This window comes from Rhodoferax sp. EU05-FHT12H12 (assembly GCF_058791215.1).
The window spans coordinates 491,074-511,691 of sequence record NZ_JBYTDI010000001.1 but is presented as its reverse complement, the minus strand read 5'-3'; the positions used below and the strand labels follow the sequence as shown (position 1 = coordinate 511,691).

Annotated in this window: 17 protein-coding genes; 10 read left to right on the top strand and 7 right to left on the bottom strand. The window is 62.3% G+C overall.

Going from position 1 to position 20,618, the window contains the following annotated elements; translation table 11 throughout:
* The first annotated feature begins 52 nt into the window (after positions 1-52).
* The gene (locus AC3WS7_RS02360; RefSeq protein WP_492655249.1) at positions 53-2,503 is read left to right on the top strand and encodes a protein kinase domain-containing protein; all 2,451 of its coding nucleotides are present in this window, start codon (positions 53-55) and stop codon (positions 2,501-2,503) included.
* Positions 2,504-2,579: 76 nt separating this feature from the next.
* On the opposite strand, the gene AC3WS7_RS02355 is transcribed toward AC3WS7_RS02360, so the two are convergent.
* Positions 2,580-3,350, bottom strand: coding sequence for a 3-hydroxybutyrate dehydrogenase (locus AC3WS7_RS02355; RefSeq protein ID WP_492655248.1), 771 nt, complete (start codon positions 3,348-3,350; stop codon positions 2,580-2,582).
* Positions 3,351-3,420: 70 nt separating this feature from the next.
* On the opposite strand from AC3WS7_RS02355, the gene AC3WS7_RS02350 reads away from it, so the two are divergent.
* The 5 genes from AC3WS7_RS02350 to AC3WS7_RS02330 all read left to right on the top strand — a co-directional run bounded on the left by AC3WS7_RS02350 (position 3,421) and on the right by AC3WS7_RS02330 (position 10,395).
* Positions 3,421-4,308 carry an alpha/beta fold hydrolase gene (locus tag AC3WS7_RS02350; protein ID WP_296466439.1) on the top strand — a complete coding sequence of 296 codons (888 nt, stop codon included), beginning with the start codon at positions 3,421-3,423 and terminating at the stop codon, positions 4,306-4,308.
* A 26-nt stretch (positions 4,309-4,334) separates the two neighbouring features.
* Complete coding sequence (locus tag AC3WS7_RS02345; RefSeq protein WP_492655247.1) at positions 4,335-6,569, top strand: RelA/SpoT family protein; 2,235 nt, start codon at positions 4,335-4,337, stop codon at positions 6,567-6,569.
* Between the two features lie 173 nt (positions 6,570-6,742).
* Positions 6,743-8,206 carry a sensor histidine kinase gene (locus tag AC3WS7_RS02340; protein WP_296466429.1) on the top strand — a complete coding sequence of 488 codons (1,464 nt, stop codon included), beginning with the start codon at positions 6,743-6,745 and terminating at the stop codon, positions 8,204-8,206.
* Between the two features lie 12 nt (positions 8,207-8,218).
* Positions 8,219-8,650, top strand: a complete 432-nt coding sequence (locus AC3WS7_RS02335) for a response regulator (protein WP_296466426.1) — start codon at positions 8,219-8,221, stop codon at positions 8,648-8,650.
* A gap of 14 nt (positions 8,651-8,664) precedes the next feature.
* Complete coding sequence (locus AC3WS7_RS02330; protein WP_296466423.1) at positions 8,665-10,395, top strand: GGDEF/EAL domain-containing response regulator; 1,731 nt, start codon at positions 8,665-8,667, stop codon at positions 10,393-10,395.
* A gap of 7 nt (positions 10,396-10,402) precedes the next feature.
* Here the strand turns inward: AC3WS7_RS02330 and AC3WS7_RS02325 are convergent, their stop codons facing one another.
* The gene (locus AC3WS7_RS02325; RefSeq protein ID WP_296466421.1) at positions 10,403-10,891 is read right to left on the bottom strand and encodes a heme-degrading domain-containing protein; all 489 of its coding nucleotides are present in this window, start codon (positions 10,889-10,891) and stop codon (positions 10,403-10,405) included.
* A gap of 155 nt (positions 10,892-11,046) precedes the next feature.
* On the opposite strand from AC3WS7_RS02325, the gene AC3WS7_RS02320 reads away from it, so the two are divergent.
* The gene (locus AC3WS7_RS02320; protein WP_492655246.1) at positions 11,047-12,669 is read left to right on the top strand and encodes a methyl-accepting chemotaxis protein; all 1,623 of its coding nucleotides are present in this window, start codon (positions 11,047-11,049) and stop codon (positions 12,667-12,669) included.
* Positions 12,670-12,706: 37 nt separating this feature from the next.
* Here AC3WS7_RS02320 and AC3WS7_RS02315 read toward each other — a convergent pair whose 3' ends face one another.
* On the bottom strand, positions 12,707-13,183 hold the full coding sequence (locus tag AC3WS7_RS02315) for an EVE domain-containing protein (protein ID WP_296466416.1): 477 nt from the start codon (positions 13,181-13,183) through the stop codon (positions 12,707-12,709).
* A 12-nt stretch (positions 13,184-13,195) separates the two neighbouring features.
* Between AC3WS7_RS02315 and AC3WS7_RS02310 the strand changes: the two genes are divergently transcribed.
* Complete coding sequence (locus tag AC3WS7_RS02310; protein WP_492655245.1) at positions 13,196-14,053, top strand: hypothetical protein; 858 nt, start codon at positions 13,196-13,198, stop codon at positions 14,051-14,053.
* A 28-nt stretch (positions 14,054-14,081) separates the two neighbouring features.
* Here the strand turns inward: AC3WS7_RS02310 and AC3WS7_RS02305 are convergent, their stop codons facing one another.
* From AC3WS7_RS02305 to AC3WS7_RS02290, 4 genes are all read right to left on the bottom strand, one after another.
* Complete coding sequence (locus tag AC3WS7_RS02305; protein WP_492655244.1) at positions 14,082-14,828, bottom strand: carbon-nitrogen hydrolase family protein; 747 nt, start codon at positions 14,826-14,828, stop codon at positions 14,082-14,084.
* Positions 14,829-14,841: 13 nt separating this feature from the next.
* Positions 14,842-16,119 carry an amidohydrolase family protein gene (locus AC3WS7_RS02300; protein ID WP_492655243.1) on the bottom strand — a complete coding sequence of 426 codons (1,278 nt, stop codon included), beginning with the start codon at positions 16,117-16,119 and terminating at the stop codon, positions 14,842-14,844.
* A gap of 83 nt (positions 16,120-16,202) precedes the next feature.
* Positions 16,203-16,856: a uracil phosphoribosyltransferase gene (gene upp / locus AC3WS7_RS02295; RefSeq protein WP_492655242.1), complete on the bottom strand. Its 654-nt coding sequence runs from the start codon at positions 16,854-16,856 to the stop codon at positions 16,203-16,205.
* Positions 16,857-16,933: 77 nt separating this feature from the next.
* Positions 16,934-18,529: a helicase HerA-like domain-containing protein gene (locus tag AC3WS7_RS02290; RefSeq protein WP_492655241.1), complete on the bottom strand. Its 1,596-nt coding sequence runs from the start codon at positions 18,527-18,529 to the stop codon at positions 16,934-16,936.
* Positions 18,530-18,587: 58 nt separating this feature from the next.
* Here AC3WS7_RS02290 and AC3WS7_RS02285 point away from each other — a divergent pair, with 58 nt between their 5' ends.
* A complete protein-coding gene (locus AC3WS7_RS02285; protein WP_296466402.1) occupies positions 18,588-19,307 on the top strand; it encodes a YebC/PmpR family DNA-binding transcriptional regulator in 720 nt (239 codons plus the stop codon).
* A 16-nt stretch (positions 19,308-19,323) separates the two neighbouring features.
* Positions 19,324-20,616, top strand: coding sequence for a phosphoribosylamine--glycine ligase (gene purD / locus AC3WS7_RS02280; RefSeq protein ID WP_492655240.1), 1,293 nt, complete (start codon positions 19,324-19,326; stop codon positions 20,614-20,616).
* Positions 20,617-20,618 lie beyond the last annotated feature (2 nt).

Genomic DNA, 20,618 nt, shown 5'->3' with positions numbered 1-20,618 from the left:
CATACTTGGGGCTAGCCCTTGCGACTGACGCACCACCCACAGAGCCCGCGACATGCCAGATCCCGTCTCCTTTGCCAACAGCCGCCCCCCTGTCGCTGAGGCCGGCACTGCACTGGGGCGGTTTGAACTGCGACGGGTGCTGGGGCAGGGGGGGCAATCCACCGTGTGGCTGGCATTTGACCCACGCATGGAGCGGGAGGTGGCGATCAAGGTCATGCGTCCGGGGGCGAACTCTGACGCGCAGTCCGTGGCCCAGTGGCTGCAAGAGGCGCGCAACGCCAGCCGCGTGACCCACCCCAACATCGTGCCCGTCTACGAAGCCGATGTGCATGGCCGCCAGCCCTACCTGGTGTTTGAATACATTCCCGGCAGCACGCTGGACCAGCACCTGCAGCAGCGTGGTGCCTTGCCGGCAGCCGAGGCCGTGGCCCTGATGATGGATGTGTTGGACGCGGTGGCCGTCGCCCATGCTGCCGGTGTGGTGCACCGAGACCTCAAGCCGTCCAACGTGGTGGTGGATTCGGCCGGCCGTGCCCGCGTCATGGACTTTGGCATAGCCGCCCGTATTCGCGACAGCCAGAACCAGGCCACGGTTGCCGACAGTGCAGGCACGGTTGGCTACCTGTCGCCCGAGGCGGCGAATGGGGACGCGCCAACACCCGCCATGGATATTTTTTCATCCGGCCTGGTGTTGGCTGAGCTGCTGATGGGGCGGCCCCTGCTGATGGAATCGGACCCGCACCGCGCCATTTACCGCACCCTGCACGAACAGCTGGAGTTGCCCAAAGTGCTGCCTGCCGGGGTGGATGACCGCCTGCGCGCCATCGTCCAGCGCGCCTTGGCCAAAGATGCCAAGCAGCGCTACACGAGCGCGCGCGCTTTTCAGAGTGAGCTGGAGCTGTGGAGCAAGTCCTTGCAGGGGGATGCGGCCGGTGAGGGGGGGGCGGTGAACAACAGCACGCTGGAGTTTCTGCTGCGCCGCATGCGCCACAAAAGCGACTTTCCGGCCATGTCCGATTCGGTGGGGCGTATCCAGAGCATGGCCAGCTCCGAGACCGAGAGCGTGGGCAGCGTTACCAACGAAATCCTGAAGGACGTGGCGCTGACCAACAAGCTGCTGCGCTTGGTGAACAGCGCCCACTATGCACGCGGCGGCAATATCAGCACGGTGTCGCGTGCGGTGAGCCTGGTGGGCTTCAACGGCATTCGCAATATGGCGCTGAGTCTGGTGCTGCTGGAGCACATGCAGGACAAGGCCCACGCGGGTCAGCTCAAGGAGGAGTTTTTGCGCTCGCTGATGGCCGGATCGATTGGTGGCGAATTGTGTCCGGTGCTCAAGGACAGTGAAGAGGCCTTTATCGGGGCCATGTTCCAGAACCTGGGCCGTCTGTTGGCCCAGTTTTATTTCCCCGAAGAGGCCACGCGTGTGCGCACTCTGGTGCAGTCGGCGCGTGAGCCCATGACCGAGCGGGCCGCCTCTACCAGTGTGCTGGGCCTGAGCTACGAAGATCTGGGCCTGGGCATTGCCAAGGCCTGGGGTTTGCCGGTCGGCATCCAGCGCTGCATGACCAAGCCCACGGGTGCGCCGCCTTCGCTGGCGCCTAAGGATTCGGCCGAACGCATCCGCTGGATTGCCTTGGCGTCCAACGAGATTGCCGATGTGCTGCTCAAGAGCGACTCCAAGGATGTAGAGGGGCGGATTGCCCTCATCACCAAGAAGTACGCGCAGGCCATGGGCACCAGCGGCAAACAGGTAATGGCGGCCACCTTCAAAGCACGGCAAAAGCTGATCGATCTGGCAGCGGCCATGGAAATCCGGGTCAACCCCGGCTCGGCTGCCGCCAAGCTGCTGCGCATGCCTGACGAGCTGGGCAGCCGGCCTGCGGACCTGCAGTCGGACACCGACGGCAACCTGGGGCGCTTCGAGCTGCAGGCCACCCAGTCGGCATCGCTGGACAGCGCCGCAGCCCCCATCACCCGGGCCGGCCAGGTGGCAGAAACGCTGGCGGCGGGCATCCAGGACATCACCAACGCCATGGTGGAGGACTTCAAGCTGACTGATGTGTTGCGCATGATTCTGGAGACCATGTACCGCGCACTGGAGTTTGACCGCATCATTTTTTGCATGCGCGACCCCAAGACCGAGATGATGTCCGGCCGCTTTGGCCTGGGCCAGGGCGTCGAGGCCCACGTCAAGGACTTCAAGACCCACCTCAAGGCCACCACGCCGGACCTGTTTGGCGTGGTTTGCGTGAAGGGTGCGGACACCATGATCACCGACGCTACCGAGCCCCGCATCGTGCAGCGCCTACCGGCCTGGTACCGGCAAAGCCTGAATGCGCCCACCTTCTTGCTGTTGCCGCTGCAAATCAAGAATGCCCCGTTTGGCCTGATCTACGCCGACAAGGTGCGCCACGGTTCGCTGGAGCTCGACGAAAAAGAGCTGGCCTTGCTGCGCACACTGCGCAACCAGGCCGTCATGGCGTTCAAGCAGTCCAGCTGATCGGTCTTGTTGTGAATGCTATCTAATTGATAGCTGCTTGCGCATATTCCACCGGGGCTAGAGGCCTAAATGGCTCTTATTGGGCGGCCCAACCACCGTCCATGTTCCAGGCCACGCCCCGCACATTGTCTCCCGCAGGCGAGCAGAAGAACACGGCCAACGCGCCCAGTTCTTCTGGTGTGGTGAACTGCATGGACGGTTCTTTTTCGCCCAGCAGCTGTTTGGTGGCGTCAGCGTTGCTGATGCCTTGGGCGGCCGCCTTGGCGTCCACCTGCTTTTGCACCAGGGGTGTGAGTACCCAGCCGGGGCAGATGGCGTTGCAGGTTACGCCGCTGGTGGCGTTCTCCAGCGCGGTCACCTTGGTCAGACCCACCACCCCATGTTTGGCCGCTACATAGGCCGACTTTTCGGCGGAGCCCACCAAGCCGTGCACGCTGGCCACGTTGATGATGCGGCCCCAGTTTTTGGCTTGCATGCCGGGCAGGGCCAAACGGGTGGCGTGGAAGGCGCTGCTCATGTTGATGGCGATGATGGCGTCCCACTTTTCCACCGGAAAGTTCTCCACCCGTGCCACGTGCTGGATGCCAGCGTTGTTGACCAGAATGTCCACACCGCCAAAGGTGGCGTTGGCGTAGTTCACCATGGCCTCAATCTCGCCGGGTTTGCTCATGTCGGCGCCGTGGTAGCCCACCTGGGCACCCAGCGCAGCAATTTCGGCCGTGGGGCCGTCCACATCACCAAAGCCGTTCAGCACGATGTTGGCGCCTTGGGCGGCGAGCGCCTTGGCGATGCCCAAACCGATGCCGCTGGTGGATCCGGTAACGATGGCGGTTTTACCTTTCAACATGCTGCGTCCTTCCAAAAGAGTAGGGGGGTTTCCATTAGGATGTGGTCATTATCAAACGAGTGATTGCACCATGGCTGACCCTACGCTGAACTACGTACCCTGCGCTGACGCCCACGGCGGGCACCGCATGGCGTATTGGCAGTGGGGTGTGCCGGATGCGGCCCACACCATCGTCTGTGTCCACGGTCTGTCGCGCCAGGGGCGCGACTTTGATGTGTTGGCCCAGGCGCTGCTGGCGCACAGCGTGCAGCCGCTGCGTGTGGTCTGCCCCGATGTGGCGGGCCGCGGCCAGAGCGACTGGCTCAAAGACCCGCAGGGCTACCAGTTGCCCATTTACGCGGCCGATATGCTGGCGCTGCTGGCCCACCTGAAGCCCGCCACGCTGGATTGGGTGGGCACCAGCATGGGGGGCCTGATTGGTATGGCCGTGTGCGCACATGCGCAGGCCGTGGGTGCCACGGTGCGCCGCCTGGTGCTCAACGATGTGGGCCCCGCCATCCAGTGGGAAGCCTTGGCCCGCATAGGCACCTACCTGGGCAAGGCCCAAACCTTTGACACGCTGCAGCAGGCAGCCGACGCCATGTGGGCGATCTCGCAAAGTTTTGGCCCGCACACGCCGGCCCAGTGGTTGGCGCTGTCGCGCCACATGGTCAAGACCACAGCTGACGGCCGCGTGGGCCTGCACTACGACCCGGCGATTGCCGTTCCTTTTGGGGCGGTGACACAAGAGGTTGCCGCCCAAGGCGAGGCCCAGCTCTGGCAGCTGTATGACAGCATCACGGCACATACGCTGTTGCTGCGCGGCGCCAATTCTGATTTGCTGTCGCCTGCCACCGCGCAGGCCATGACCCAACGTGGCCCCAAGGCGCGGCTGGTCGAATTTGCCGGTGTGGGCCATGCCCCCACACTTATCGCGCCCGACCAGGTCGAGACCGTAACGAGTTTTTTACTGGGGTGACATGCCCCGGATGATGTGAGCCTTGCATGAAAAGTTTGTATGCCGAGCACAGTGCTTCGGCCACCCCGCAGGTCATCGCGGCCACCGCAGACAGCCTGCCCGAGCAGGCCGACGCCCTGGCGCGTGCACGTGCCTTTGCCGAGCCCTTGTTGGCCACCCAAACGCTGGATACCGGCGAAAACGTGCTGCTGCATGCCGATGCCGTGGCCGCCATCCTGCGCACCATCGGTGGGTCCCAGGCCATGCAGGCCGCCAGCTATTTGGTCTACGCCTGTGACCACCTGAACAAGCCGCATGAGGTGATTGCCAAGGCCTTTGGCGACAACTTTGCCGACCTGGCGCTGGAGACCACCAAACTGGTGCGCCTGCAACGCATGGCGCGTGTGGCGCAAAACTCGGCCAGCCACAGCGGCAATGCAGCGCCCATGGCCCAGACCGCCGCCGCGCAAACGGAGAGTGTGCGCAAGATGCTGCTGGCGTTCTCCAAGGACCTGCGCGTGGTGATGCTGCGCCTGGCCTCGCGCCTGCAGACGCTGCGCCACTTTGCGGCCACCAAGCTGCCGGTGCCGCCGGGCCTGGCGTCCGAGGCGCTGCAGGTGTTTGCCCCGCTGGCCAACCGCCTGGGCATCTGGGAAGTGAAGTGGGAAATGGAAGACCTGTCCTTCCGCTTTCTGGAGCCCGACACCTACAAGCAGGTCGCCAAGCTGTTGGACGAGAAGCGTGCCGAGCGGGAGGCCTCGGTAGAGCGCCTACGCCAGCAACTGGCAGAGGAATTGGGCACACAGGGCATTCACGCCACTGTGCAGGGGCGGCCCAAGCACATCTACAGCATTGTCAAAAAGATGCGCGGCAAGTCGCTGGGGTTTGACCAGGTGTATGACATCCGCGCGCTGCGCATCGTGGTGGCCGCGGTGCCTGACTGTTACGCCGCTTTAAGCTGGGTGCACAGCCGCTTTGTGCCAGTGACCGAGGAGTTTGACGATTACATCGCCCGGCCCAAGCCCAATGGCTACCAATCCCTGCATACGGTGGTTCGTGATCTGCAGGGCCAGCCCATCGAAGTGCAAATTCGCACCCAGGCCATGCATGACCATGCCGAACACGGCGTGGCCGCGCACTGGGCCTACAAGGAGGCCGGTGCCAAGGGGTATGGCGGCAGCGTGACTGCCGCGGGCGAGTACGACGCCAAGATTGCCGTGCTGCGCCAGCTGCTGGCCTGGGAGCGCGATTTGTCGGGTGCGCAAGCGGGGGGCGACGGTGCGGGCATGTTCGAAGACCGCATTTATGTGCTGACCCCCGATGCCGCCATCGTGGAGCTGCCCCAAGGCGCCACGGCGGTGGACTTTGCCTACAGCGTGCACACCAACTTGGGCCACCGCTGCCGCGGTGCCAAGGTGGATGGCGCCATGGTGCCGCTGAACACACCGCTCAAAAACGGGCAGACCGTGGAGGTGACAGCGGTCAAAGAAGGCGGCCCGTCGCGCGACTGGCTCAACCCTGAGTTGGGCTACCTGGTGAGCCACCGTGCGCGCGCCAAGGTACGCGCCTGGTTCAACGCGCTGGCCATGGGCGAAACCATGGCCAAGGGCCGCGAGGCGGTGGAAAAGCTGCTGCAGCGCGAGGGCAAGACGGCCATCAAGCTGGACGACCTGGCCAGCCAGCTGGGCTTCAACAATGCCGATGCGCTGTTTGAAGTGGTGGGAAAAGACGAGTTTTCGCTGCGCAACATCGAGATGCTGCTGCGCCCACCCGAGCCCGCCGCGACACAAGACGACTACATGCCGCTTAAAAAGCCGCGTGCGGCCGGTGGCAAGGGAGGGGTGTTGGTGGTCGGGATCGATTCGCTGATGACCCAGCTGGCCAAGTGTTGCAAGCCCGCACCGCCCGACCTCATCAGTGGCTTTGTGACACGCGGCAAGGGCGTGAGTGTGCACCGCTCCGATTGTTCCAACTTGCGCAATATGGTGAACCGCAGTGGCGACCGGCTGATCGACGTGGAGTGGGGGGTGCCCAGCGGCAAGGACGGCAATGTGTATCCGGTGGACGTGGCGGTGGAAGCCATAGACCGTCAGGGGCTGCTGCGCGACATCTCGGAAGTGTTCGCCAAGGAAAAAATGAACGTCATTGGTGTGCAAACCCAGTCGGTCAAGGGGATCGCCTGGATGACGTTTACCGTGGAGGTGGCAGAGTCCGGTCGCCTGGCCCGCGTGCTGAAGATTGTGGGCGAGTTGGCGGGTGTGCGCACGGCACGGCGGCGGTAAAAACCCGCGGCCCGTAGGCGGCATTGCATGGTTTTGAGCCTTGACAAACATCAAGAATCCGCGATAGTAACCCCACGCGCCGCACCATGTTGCCACGGGCTTGGGCCTGCAAAGAGCAACGCGGCGTGCCAAAAATATCTGCATGGCTTTTCAGGGGAAAGCGGAGGAAGTGCATGGACGATACGCTGGTGCAAGGGCAGGAAGGCCAGTTTCGACAGATTGTGGAAATGGCTCCCTATGCCATTGTCATGATTGGTGAGGGCGGGCTGATTGAGATGGTGAATCGGCAGGCGGAGACCATATTTGGTTATGTCCGCAGTGAGTTGCTGGGGCAGGCGATCGAGGTGCTGTTGCCCGAGCGTTTTCGGCGTGTGCACCCGGCCCACCGCGGCAACTTTGTGGCCGAACCCAGCCCCCGCTTGATGGGCATTGGCCGTGACCTCTACGGGAGGCGCAAGGACGGCGGCGAGTTCCCCATCGAGATCGGCCTGACCCCCATCAGAACCCCAGAGGGCATGAAGGTGGTGTCGGCAATCGTCGATTTGTCCGAGCGCAAGCGGCAGGAAGAGCAGTTCCGCCAAGTGGTGGAGATGGCCCCCAATGGCATGGTCATGATCGACAAGTCCGGCACCATTGAAATGGTGAACACGCAGGCGGAGAGCATCTTCGGTTACAGCCGCTCGGAGTTGCTCGGGCAGTCCATCGATATGTTACTTCCGGCCCGCTTTCGGGGGGCGCACCCGCACCACCGTGCCTCGTATTTCTCAGACCCCAGCCCGCGTGCCATGGGCAGCGGTCGCGACCTGTATGGCTTGCGCAAGGACGGTAGTGAGTTTCCCGTGGAGATTGGCCTGAACCCCATCCTGACGGCTACCGGGGTGAAGATCCTGTCTGCCATTGTGGATATTACGGCCCGCAAGCAGTCAGAGCAGCAGCTCAGCAACCTGGTGGGGCAGCTCACGCGCAGCAATGACGACCTCAACAACTTTGCTTACGTGGCCTCACACGATCTGAAGTCGCCACTGCGGGGGGTGGACCAGCTCGCCACCTGGATTGCGGAGGATCTGGGCGATTCGCTGAGCAGCGAGACCCAGGACCACCTGCGGCTGATGCGCAGCCGCATCAGCCGCATGGAAATGCTGCTGGACGACTTGCTGGCCTACTCGCGCGTGGGGCAGTCGGATAACCCGGTGGGTGCGGTGAATACGGGCAACCTGGTCCGCGATATTTTTGAGCTGGCCGCTTCGCGCAAGAACATTGCGCTGGTGGTCGCGGAGGACATGCCCATTGTGCGCACGCAGAAGGTGCCGCTGGAGCTGGTGCTGCGCAACCTGATCAACAACGCCATCAAGCACCATGACAAGCCCGTGGGCACGATCCGGGTCCATGCGCGGCCTTGTCCGGGAGGCTATGAATTCACGGTGCAGGACGATGGGCCTGGCATTCCGCCAGAGCACCAAAAACGCGTGTTCACCATCTTCCAGACGCTGAAGCCGCGCGACGAGGTGGAGGGCAGTGGCATGGGGTTGGCCATTGTCAAAAAAGCCGTGGAGACGGTAGGCGGCGTGGTCACACTGGAGTCGGACGGCCAGACTGGCTGCGCCTTCCGCTTCACCTGGCCCACACAACCCGACTGAGGAACAACAACGATGCTAGCCAACAAGACCGACAAAGACGTGACCTTGCTGCTGGTGGACGACGACGATGTGGATGTGATGGGCATCCAGCGTGCGCTCAAGAAGCTGCAGATCACCAACCCCATCGTGCGGGCGCGCGACGGCATCGAAGGCCTGGCCAAACTGCGCGAGTGCAACGCGGCGCGGCGCCCCTACCTGGTGCTGTTGGACCTGAACCTGCCGCGCATGAATGGCCTGGAGGTGCTGGCTGCCATTCGCAAAGACCCGGAACTGTCCAGCGCGGTGGTGTTTGTGCTCACCACGTCCAAGGCCGAAGAGGACAAGGCCTTGGCCTACAAGCACAACATTGCCGGCTACATCATCAAGAGCCAGGTGGGCGACGGGGTGATGCGTGCCATGGAAATGCTGCACGGTTACTGGCGTGTGGTGGAGCTGATTGCGTAGCGACAAAGGACTTCATGATTGCGGAACTTTCCCTGCTGCTGATTGACGACGACGAGCTGGACCGGCACGCCATCACGCGGACCCTGCGCAAGAGCTCCGTACCCTGTGACGTGAGTTATGCCGAGACTGCGGCCGCGGGGCTGCAAATGGCGTCCAACAAAAAGTTCGATGCCATCTTGCTGGACTACCGCCTGCCGGATGACAACGGACTGGAAGTCTTGCGTACGCTGCGTGGCGGTGCCTACGACGGCGTGGCCGTGGTGATGCTGAGTCGATACGAAAACGAAACTCTGGCCGAAGAGTGCCTGGAGGCGGGGGCGCAAGATTTTTTACTGAAAGATGAAGTGAACAGCCGCCACCTGACCCGTGTGGTCATGCAGGCGCGCCAGCGGTTTCAGATTGAGGAGCGCTTGCGCTACAGCCTGGAGCAGGTCCGCAGCTTGTCTGAGCATGATGTGCTGACCGGACTGATGAACCGCCGCGGCTTTGAGCGCTCGCTGGAAGCCCAGTTGGCACGTGCACGCCGCATGGATGGCCGTTTGGCCATCCTGCTGCTGGATCTGGACGACTTCAAAAGCATCAACGACACCCTGGGGCACGATGCGGGTGACCAACTGCTGGTGGAAGTGGCGCGACGCCTGACGCTGATTGCACGCGATGGCGACCAGCTTTGTCGGCTGGGGGGCGATGAATTCGTGGTGATGATGACCAACTTTGACCACGACGAGCAGGCCATCGTGCTGGCGGACCGCATCAACGCCAAGCTGCGCGAACCCATCTTCATCGGTTCTACCGAGCAGACCATCACCACCAGCATTGGCATTGCCGTGCTGGGCAACACCACCGACAACGCAGCCGATCTGCTCAAGTACGCCGACCTGGCCATGTACCAGGCCAAGCTCGATGGCCGCAACAAGAGCCGCTTCTATTCGGTCTCGCTGCAGGAGGCGGTGCAGTTTCGTTCGCTCATTAAAAACGATTTGCAGCGGGCGTTGGAGAAGGACGAGCTCAAAATTTACTACCAACCGCAGATTCGCTCTGCCGACGGTGGCTTGTCCGGCATGGAGGCCTTGCTGCGCTGGCACCATCCGCGCCTGGGGGTGCTGTCACCCGCGGCCTTTTTGGCTATTGCCGAAGAAACCGGCCTGATTGTGGATATTGGAGCTTGGGTGCTGTACGAGGGTTGCCGACAGCTCAAGGTCTGGCGCGACCGCTACGCGCCTCATTTGGCGGATTTGACGCTGGCGATCAACCTGTCGGCAGTGCAAATCAAGCAGGAGAAACTGCCCCGTACCGTGATGGCAGCGCTGGCTGCACATGGCCTGCCCGCCAATTGTCTGGAGCTGGAAATTACCGAGAGCATGCTGATTGAGGTGACCAGCACCACGGTGTCCCTGCTCTCGGAAATCTCCTCCCAGGGCGTGGCGATGTCGCTGGACGACTTCGGTACCGGGTATTCCTCATTGGATCACCTCAAGCTCTTCCCCATCAGCATTCTCAAGATCGACAAGGGTTTTGTGTCCGCCGTGGGAGAGGGGGGCAAAAGCGAAAAGCTGTTCGTGGCCATCATCGCCTTTGCCAAGGCACTGAACATGCAAATTGTGGTGGAAGGGGTGGAGACCCAGGCCCAGGCGGAGTTCTGCACCCAGCAGGGCTGTGACCTGTTACAGGGCTATTTCTATTCCAAGCCCATTCCCGCCCACGAGTTTGAGGCCACCTTTCTGGCGGGCTCCACGCGGCACTAGGGCAGGGTCAGTCCAGTGCCACTTCGGCCAGTGGCACGTCGCACAGTGCGGCCAGCGCCTTCACCACCATGGCGTGGTCTTCACGCTGGGGAATGCCTGACACGGTGACTACCCCCACCACCCCCACGCCGCGCACGCGGATGGGGAAGCTACCGCCATGGGTGGCGTAGTCGCGCAGGGGCAGGCCTTGTTTGGCCTCAAGCGAACTCTTTTCCTGATCCAGCTTCAGCCCCAGCGCGTAGGAGCTGGTGTGCAGCAGCTCCACCGCGTTGCGTTTGCGGCGCGCCCAGTCGGCATTGGTGGGGCCGGTGCCGGGCATGGCGTAGTAAAAAATCGTTTCCTTGGACAGGCGCACTTCAATCGCCAGTGCGACGCCAGCTTCTTCGCACAGCGCCTTGATGCGCGTGCCCAGCGCCCAGGCGCTGCTTTGGTCAAAAGCGTCGAATTGCAGGCGCTGTTCTTGCAGGGCCAGGCGGTCGAGATCGGTGTGTTTCATGGTGAAAAAGGAGGGGGATGGTTGGCTTGATGCAAGTCAATGGTAGCCGCTGGATAGGCCGTTCGGAGTATTGTTTTGCTGGTGGAAGTGTGCAAACTGCTGCCGTGTTCTTCGCAGTACAACGCGAAATCACCAACAACAAAAAAGGGATGGTCATGAACAATTTGAAAATTTCTACACGCCTGAGCCTGCTGATTGCGGTGCTGTCCCTTCTCATGGTGCTGATTGGGGGCATCGGGGTACGCGGCATGGCCGAATCGAACGCAGGCTTGCAGACGGTGTACGAGGACCGCACGGTGCCACTGGGGCATTTGCTCAACATTCAACGTTTGATTTTGCGCAACCGGGTGGACCTGAACAACTCGGTGGCAGTGGCCAAACCCGAGGTCACCCAGGACAATCTGCAGGACCTGCAACGCAATATTGCCGAGGTGTCCAGCATCTGGAAAGCGTATAAGTCGTCGACGCTGAGACCTGAAGAGGCGGAGATCGGACAAAAATTTGAAGTGGCGCGCGGGCGCTATCTCAACGAGGTGTTGATACCCGCCCAAGCGGCCATGAAGGCCAATGACCTGGAGGCCCTGCGCACCCTGGTGGCCGAAAAAGACAACGCGGTGTACCAGGACGTGCGGGCCCATATGGTCGGTCTGACCGAGCTGCAGCTCAAAGTCGCCAAGGAGGTGTTTGACCAGGCCCAAGCCAGTCTGAACACCGTGCGTACTCTGGCGATTGGCATGGGAGTCTTGGGGGTGCTGTTTGGCATCCTTTCTGGAGTGAGCCTGGTCCGAAGCATCTCTGGCTCGTTGAAGCAAGCCATGGAAGCCACCGACGCGGTCGCGCAAGGCGATCTGACCCACAGCATCCGCACCGAGGGCAAGGATGAAATCGCGCAGTTGATGCAGTCTCTGGCGGCCATGCAGGACAGCCTGGTCGAGGTGGTGAGCACCGTGCGCCAGGGTTCGGAGTCCGTGTCCACGGCGAGTGCAGAGATTGCGCAAGGCAACCAGGACTTGTCGTCCCGCACCGAGAGCCAGGCCAGCGCACTGGAAGAGACCGCTGCGAGCATGGAAGAGCTGTCTTCCACCGTCCAGCAAAACGCCGACAACGCGCGCCAGGCCAACCAGTTGGCACAAAGCGCCTCGTCGGTAGCGGTGCAGGGCGGCGAGGTGGTGGGCCAGGTCGTGCAGACCATGCGCGGGATCAGTGAGAGTTCCAAGCGCATCGCCGACATCATCAACGTGATCGACGGCATTGCCTTCCAGACCAACATCCTGGCACTGAACGCCGCAGTGGAAGCTGCGCGGGCTGGTGAGCAGGGCCGCGGCTTTGCCGTGGTGGCCAGTGAGGTGCGCAGCCTGGCGGGCCGTTCGGCCGAGGCAGCGAAAGAGATCAAGTCCTTGATCAGTGACAGTGTCAGCAGGGTCGACCAGGGCACTGCTCTCGTCGACCAGGCCGGCGCCACCATGCAGGACGTGGTCAACAGCATTCGCCGGGTGACGGACATCATGGGCGAGATCAGCGCGGCCAGCAGCGAGCAAAGCGCAGGTGTCAGCCAGGTCGGGGAGGCGGTGACGCAGATGGACCAGGCCACCCAGCAAAACGCGGCGCTGGTGGAGCAAATGGCCGCCGCCGCCGCCAGCCTGCGCAGCCAGGCCCAGGATCTGGTGCAGGTGGTGGCCGTGTTCAAGCTGCGCCAGGGGGCGGATTTGCAGCCCGCCAGCCGGTCCGCGCCGCGCGCTGTTTCCAGGTCCGGGCAGCGGTTGCTATCGAATCAATAGCTGCTGGCGCAGTATTGACGTTGGCTAGAGGCCATTTTTATGCCAAATCCGGCATGCCAAGCAGCTGAACAATGTGTTGCCAGTGTCGCGGCTCCACGGGGGTGATGGAGAGGCGGTTGCCCTTTTTCAGCACCGTCAGGTCTTGCAAGGCGGTGTCTGCCCGCAGCGCAGGCAGCGTCAGGTTGTGGGTTTTGTGCAGCACCTGCACATCCACCAGCAGCCAACGCGGCGCCTCGGGTTTGCTGGCGGCATCGAAGTAGGGCGACTTCGGGTCGAATTGCGTGGGGTCGGTGTAGGCACCGGATGCCACGCACGCAAGGCCCACGATGCCCGGCTCCGCACAGCTGGAGTGGTAGAACAGCACACCATCGCCTACCTGCATGCCATCGCGCATGAAGTTGCGTGCCTGGTAGTTGCGCACGCCGGTCCAGGGCACGGTGGCGTTGGGCATGGCCAGCACATCGTCGATGGACGCTTCGGCGGGTTCGGCTTTCATGAGCCAGTAGTTTTTCATGGCAGTTCAGCTATGCCCCGTGATGAAGATTGGCAGGAGTGTGTGAATTTTGGCCTGTGGTTCCCGAAATTGTGCAACAGCGTGGGCTATAAACGCGAGGCCCCGAATTTTCGTGGGCTGCATGCGGGTGGAATGCCCATCGCGCAGGCACGTATTGCAATCAAAAAAGGGAGTGAATTCATGATGAAAAAAATGATCGGCATGGGAATGCTGACCGCTGCGGTGTTGTTGACCGGGTGTGCGACGCGCACCAAGATGGCATTTGAGAACGAAGGCGACACACTGACTGCCAACAGCAAGCCGGTTTTGTTGATGACTGTGACTTTGAAGAACGCTTACAAGACCTCCCACCAGCCCAAGCTGCTGGTGGTGAATGTCGAGAAGCCCGATGCCAAAGATTCCAGCGAGCGACTCAATTTCACGATGGATGAGAAGGCGAAAGTTGAATCCGACAAGCCGGAAACCGGCAATAACTACTTCATCCGCATGGAGCTCGAGCCAGGGCCCTACAGAATCATGGGGCTCACTAGCAATTCCACCGGTTTTCTGATCAATGGCATTTTCTTTGCACCCTTGCACAGTGACATCGTTGCAAAGAAAAGCGGTGTGTACTACCTTGGACACGTGGACGCTACTGTGCGTGAGCGCAAGGGCGAGGAGTTCCGGGCAGGTTCTCCGGTACCCTTGATCGACCAAGCGGTGGTCGGCGCTTCTGGTGGAACGTTTGATATCACCATCAGCGATGCCTTCGACAAGGACGAGGCTCTGTTTCTTGCCAGATTCCCTGCTTTGAAGGGTGTCACGGTTACCAAGGACATCCTGCCCGCTTTTGATCGCGCCAAGGCACAAGCCTGGTGGCAAGCGCACTGAGCCCAATAGCCCTGGGCTAAGAGGGCGCCTACGGCGCGGGTTTGGCGATGACCAGCCAGTCCCCGCGGCCAGGGCTTGTTGCGATGGGGCGCCCCAAGGTATTCCAGATGCAGCTTTTACCTGCTGACACATAGCCCCCTGAGGGGCCGCCATGGTTGGCCATCAGCACGACCATGTGGTGCTCTTGGGCGTAAGCACGCCATAGCGGCGCCTCTGCGGCGTAGCCTGTGTCTGAAGTCAGGATGCCGGCTGCGTACACACGAGCACCAGCCTGGGCGGCGCGGGCGGCATGGATGGGCTGATTGGTATCCGCGCAGATGGCGCTGGCTATGCGGGTGGCACCCAACTGCTGGGTATGCATCGGCTCCTGCCCCGGCGTCGCAAATTGCTTCTCGCCCTGATGCAAATGGAACTTGCGGTACACGCTGTGCTGGCCATCGGGCCGCAGAGTGATGGCGCCCAGGGAGGGCAGGGCACCACCCGAATCCACGGGCGCGCCCACGGTGATGGCCATGCCGGTATGGCGGGCCGCTTCGCGCAACGGCGCCAGCAGTGCGTGGTCGCCGTGCAGCACCAGCTTGGGCATGGCGGCCAGTTCGTAGCCGGTGAGGGACAGCTCGGGGAACACCAGCCACTGCACGCCATGGTCGGCTGCGGCCTTCACAAACCGTAAGTGCTCCTGCACATTGGCAGCCACCTCCAACGGCACCGAAGTGCTTTGTGCAGCAGCGATGGTGATTGCTACATCTTTGGTAGCTGCTTGCGCAATATCCACGGGGGCTAGAGGCTTATTTGGTATGTAAAAACGAGGTATGGGCGGGGCGACCCGGCAGGCTCAGCGCCGCAGTGCGGGCAGGTGTTTGCGCCACCAGCGTGCCGCGGCGCCAGACCTTGAGGCGGGTGGCCTTGAGGCGCAGGGCTTCTACGGGGTTCTGCGCCTGCAGGAGCACGAAGTCGGCGTTGCAGCCGGCCTCCAGACCGTAGCCTTCCAGATGCAGGATGCGCGCAGGGTTCTTCGTTACGGCGTCAAAACATTGCGCCATGGCGGCCTGGCTGGTCATTTGCGCCACGTGCAGGCCCATGCTGGCTACCTCCAGCATGTCGCCGCTGCCCATGCTGTACCAGGGGTCCATGCAGCAATCCTGGCCAAAGGCCACGGTCATGCCGGCAGCCATGATCTCGGGCACGCGCGTCATGCCGCGGCGCTTGGGGTAGGTGTCGTGCCGGCCTTGCAGCGTGATATTGATAAGCGGGTTGCTCACCACGCTGATCTGCGCCTCGGCCATGAGCGGCAGCAGCTTGCTGACGTAGTAGTTGTCCATGCTGTGCATGGAGGTGAGGTGCGAACCGGTCACGCGGCCGTGCAGGCCCAGGCGGTTGGCTTCAAAGGCCAGTGTTTCGATATGGCGCGAGAGCGGGTCGTCCGACTCGTCGCAGTGCATGTCCACCAGCTTGCCTTGTTCGGCCGCCAGCTCGCACAGCAGCTTCACGCTGGCCGCGCCGTCGGCCATGGTGCGCTCGAAGTGGGGGATGCCTCCCACCACGTCCACACCCAAGCTCAAAGCCTTCTTCAGGTTGTCCACGCCGCCTTTGCTTCTTAAGACACCATCCTGCGGAAAGGCGACCAGCTGCAAGTCGATATAGGGCGCGACCTTTTTCTTGACAGCCAACAGGGCTTCCACCGCCAACATGCTCGGATCGCTGGTGTCCACATGGCTGCGGATGGCCAGCAGGCCGTTGGCCACGGCCCAGTCGCAATAGGCCAGGGCGCGGTCTACCAGCGCCTCAAAGGTCAGGTGCGGTTTGAGTTCACCCCAAAGCGCAATACCTTCCAGCAAGGTGCCGCTGGCGTTGAGTCGTGGCAGGCCCAAACTCAGCGTCGCGTCCATGTGGAAATGCGCATCCACAAAAGGTGTGGAGAGCAGCATGCCGCCGGCATCCACCACTTCGGCGGCCGGGGCCATCAGCCCTTCGGTCACCTCCACAATCCGCCCGGCCCGCACTGCTACCGACATGTTTTTGCGTCCGTCGGGCAGGGCGGCGTTGTGGATGAGCAGGTCCAGCATGGTTCAACTCCCTTTAATTGCTATGCAATTCATAGCTGCTTGCGCAATATCCAAGAGGTCTTGTTGCCAATTTGGCTTGTAAACTACTGGGTGCCGAAGATGCGGTCACCCGCGTCGCCCAGTCCCGGCATGATGTAGCCGTGGTCGTTCAGGCCACGGTCGATGGCGGCAGTGAAAACGCGCACATCGGGGTGCTCTTTGTACAGGGTGTTGATGCCTTCGGGGCAGGTCAGCAGGCACAGGAACTTGATGGACTTGGGCTTGCAGGCCTTGAGGCGCGTGACGGCGGCGGCGGCCGAGTTGCCGGTGGCCAGCATGGGGTCGACGATCACCACGTCGCGCTCTTCCATATCGCTGGGCATCTTGAAGTAGTACTCCACGGCTTGCAAGGTCTTGGGGTCGCGGTACAGGCCCACGTGGCCCACGCGGGCACCGGGCACTACGCTCAGCACGCCATCCAGAATGCCGTTGCCGGCGCGCAGCACGCTTGCAAACACCAGCTTTTTGCCGTCAATGACCTTGCCGGTGGTCTTCTCCAGCGGGGTTTCAATTTCCAGGTCCTGCAGCGGCATGTCGCGGCAGACTTCGTAAATCATCAGGCCGGCCAGCTCATTAAGCAGGCGGCGAAAGCTGCTGGTGCTGGCTTCCTTTTTGCGCATCAGCGTGAGCTTGTGCTGCACCAGCGGGTGGTCGATCAGGGTGACATTGGCACGGGCTGCGGGATCGATGGTGACCATGTTGTTATTCCTTGTTGGTTTTGTGGAAGGTTCAATTGTTGAGAAGCAAGTTTGGCGCCTGGGATTCGCTCCGGCCTTTAGCGCCGGCTGCCGCCCAGGATGCTGCCCAGCACGCCGCGGATGATCTGGCGGCCCACTTCGCGGCCGATGGAGCTTGCGGCGCTCTTGATCATTTGTTCGCCCACGCTGGCGCGTGAACGGCGGGCGCCGCCGCCCAGCATGTCGCCAATGCTGTCCAGAATGCCGCCGCCGCTGGGAGCGGGTGTTGCAGTCGGCGTGGGGGCCGAACCCCGCCTGGATGCGCGCGGTGGTGCCGCAGTATCTGCCGCCGGAAAGTCGTCTTCCACCGGTTCGGCATGGCCCATATTGGCCTGCGTGCGGCCCTTGAGTTTCTCGAACGCGGACTCGCGGTCCACGGCTTTTTCGTACACGCCAGCGACGATGGATTCGGAGAGCAGCGTCTTGCGTTGCTCCGGCTTGATGGGGCCGATCTGGCTGGCCGGGGGAAGCACAAACACGCGCTCTGTCAGGCAGGGCCGGCCTTTTTCGTCCATCAAGCTGACCAGCGCCTCGCCCACGCCCAGTTCGGTGATGGCGGTGGCCACGTCCAGGCCGGGGTTGGCGCGCATGGTGTCGGCCGCGCTCTTGACGGCCTTTTGGTCGCGCGGTGTGAAGGCGCGCAGCGCGTGCTGTACGCGGTTGCCCAGCTGGGCCAGCACGCTGTCGGGAATGTCCAGCGGGTTTTGTGTGACGAAGAACACACCCACGCCCTTGGAGCGCACCAGGCGCACCACCAGCTCAATGCGTTCGATCAGCACCTTGGGTGCGTCGGCAAACAGCAAGTGGGCCTCGTCAAAGAAGAACACCAACTTGGGTTTGTCCAGGTCGCCCACTTCGGGCAGGGCCTCGAACAGCTCGGACAGCATCCACAGCAAAAAGGTGGCGTACAGGCGCGGCGACTGCATGAGCTTGTCGGCCGCCAGGATGTTGACCACCCCTTTGCCCGAGCCATCGGTCTGCATGAAGTCTTCAATATTGAGCATGGGCTCGCCAAAGAACTGGTCGCCGCCTTGCTCCTCGATTTGCATGAGGCCGCGCTGAATGGCGCCAATGCTGGCGGCGCTGATGTTGCCGTATTCGGTGGTGTATTGGCTGGCGTTCTCGCCCACGTCCTGGCACATGGCGCGCAGGTCTTTCATGTCCAGCAGCAGCAGGCCGTCGTCATCCGCAATCTTGAACACCAGTTGCAGCACGCCGGCCTGGGTTTCGTTGAGGTTGAGCATGCGGGCCAGCAGCAGGGGGCCCAGGTCGCTCACGGTGGCACGCACCGGGTGGCCTTGCTGGCCAAACACGTCCCACAGCGTGGTGGGGAAGGCGGAAAACGCGGGTTCGTCGATGCCGCGTTCCTTGAGGATTTTGCCAAGCTTCTCGCTCAAGGCACCTTTTTGGGAGATACCGGTCAGGTCGCCCTTCACATCGGCCATGAAGACGGGAACGCCGATGCTGGAAAAGCCCTCGGCCAGGGTCTGCAGGGTGATGGTTTTGCCGGTTCCGGTGGCGCCGGTGATCAGTCCATGGCGGTTGGCCTTGTCGGGCCGCAAAAAGCAGCGGATGGTGGAGTTGCCGGTGCCGTGTTGGGCAATCAGGATGCCCTCGTCTTGGATGGAAGCCATGGATGTCCCGAAAAGTACAATCAGGGGAGTAGCGTAACGAATTTTTGAAGGATTTCGCGTGGCAGGACACAGCAAATGGGCCAATATTCAGCACCGCAAGGGGCGCCAGGACGAGAAGCGCCAGCGCGTCTGGACCCGGGTAAGCCGGGAAATCATGGTGGCAGCCCGCACCGGCGGGGGTGACCCCAGCGCCAACCCCCGTTTGCGCCTGGCGATTGAAAAGGCCAAGGCAGCCAATATGCCGCTGACCAACGTGAGCCACGCCATTGCCAAGGCCACCGGCACACTGGAGGGCGTGAGCTACGAGGAAGTGCGCTATGAGGGGTATGGCATTGGCGGCGCGGCCATCATCGTGGACTGCATGACCGACAACAAGGTGCGCACCGTGGCCGAAGTGCGCCACGCTTTTCTGAAGCACGGCGGCAATATGGGTACCGAAGGCTCGGTCGCTTTCCAGTTCAAGCACTGCGGCCAGCTGATTTTTGCCCCCGGCACCAGTGAAGACAAGGTGATGGAAGTGGCACTGGAAGCCGGTGCCGAAGACGTGATCACCGACGACGATGGCGCCATCGAGGTGCTGACGGCCTATGCCGACTTTGAAGCCGTGAAGAAGGCGCTGGAGGCTGCAGGCCTGATGGCCGAGGTGGCCAACGTCACCATGCGTGCCGACAACACCATTGAGCTGACCGGTGAAGACGCCGAGCGCATGCAAAAACTGCTGGACATTCTGGAAGACCTGGACGACACCCAGGATTTGTTCCACAACGCCGCCCTCTAAGAACACAAAGCAATTTATGAACGTACTTGTTATTGGCGGCGGTGGTCGCGAACATGCCCTGGCCTGGAAGCTGGCGCAGTCTCCCAAAATTCAGATGGTCTATGTGGCCCCCGGCAACGGTGGCACAGCGACCGACCCGCACCTGGAAAACATCAATATCACCGACGTGGTGGGCCTGCGCACCTGGGCGCAAGACAACAAGATCACGCTGACCGTGGTGGGCCCCGAAGTGCCACTGGCGGCGGGTGTGGTGGACGAATTCCGCGCCCACGGACTGCGCATCTTCGGCCCTACCAAGGCTGCGGCCCAACTGGAAAGCTCCAAGGCCTTCAGCAAAGCCTTTATGCGCCGCCACAACATTCCCACGGCCGAATACGCCACGTTCTCTGACCCGGTGGCCGCCCATGCCTATGTGGACAAAATGGGCGCCCCCACCGTGGTCAAGGCCGATGGCCTGGCTGCCGGCAAGGGTGTGGTGGTGGCCATGACGGTGGCGGAAGCGCACGAGGCGATTGACTTCATGCTGGTGGACAACACGCTGGGCGTAGCGCACAACGACGGTGGCGCCCGCGTGGTGATTGAAGAGTTTCTGGAAGGCGAAGAGGCCAGCTTCATCGTCATGGTGGACGGCAAGAACGTGCTACCCCTGGCCACCAGCCAGGACCACAAACGTCTGCAAGATGGCGACCAGGGACCCAACACCGGTGGCATGGGCGCCTATTCACCCGCGCCGGTGGTGACGCCCGACATCCACGCCAAGGCCATGCGCGAGATCATCTTGCCGACCGTCAAGGGCATGGAGGCCGACGGCATTCCGTTCAGCGGCTTCCTCTACGCCGGGCTGATGATCGACAAAAACGGCCAGCCCAAGACGCTGGAGTTCAACTGCCGCATGGGCGACCCCGAGACGCAGCCCATCATGATGCGGCTGAAGACCGATCTGGTGGACGTGCTGATGGCCGCCACCGAGCCCGGCCTGCACGGCAAGCTGGATGAGGTGGAACTACAGTGGGATCGCCGCACCGCACTGGGCGTGGTGCTGGCCGCCCATGACTACCCGCTGAGCCCGCGCAAGGGTGATGCCATCACCGGCATCCCCAAAGACAGCGAAGACGCTGCCGTGTTCCACGCCGGGACGACGATCAAGGACGGTGTGCTGCAAACCTCTGGTGGGCGCGTGTTGTGCGTGACGGCGCTGGCCGACAGCGTGAAGCAGGCGCAGCAACGCGCTTACCAGGTCATCAGCGAGATTGCGTTTGACGGCATGCAATACCGCACGGACATTGGTTACCGGGCCCTCAAGGGCTGAGC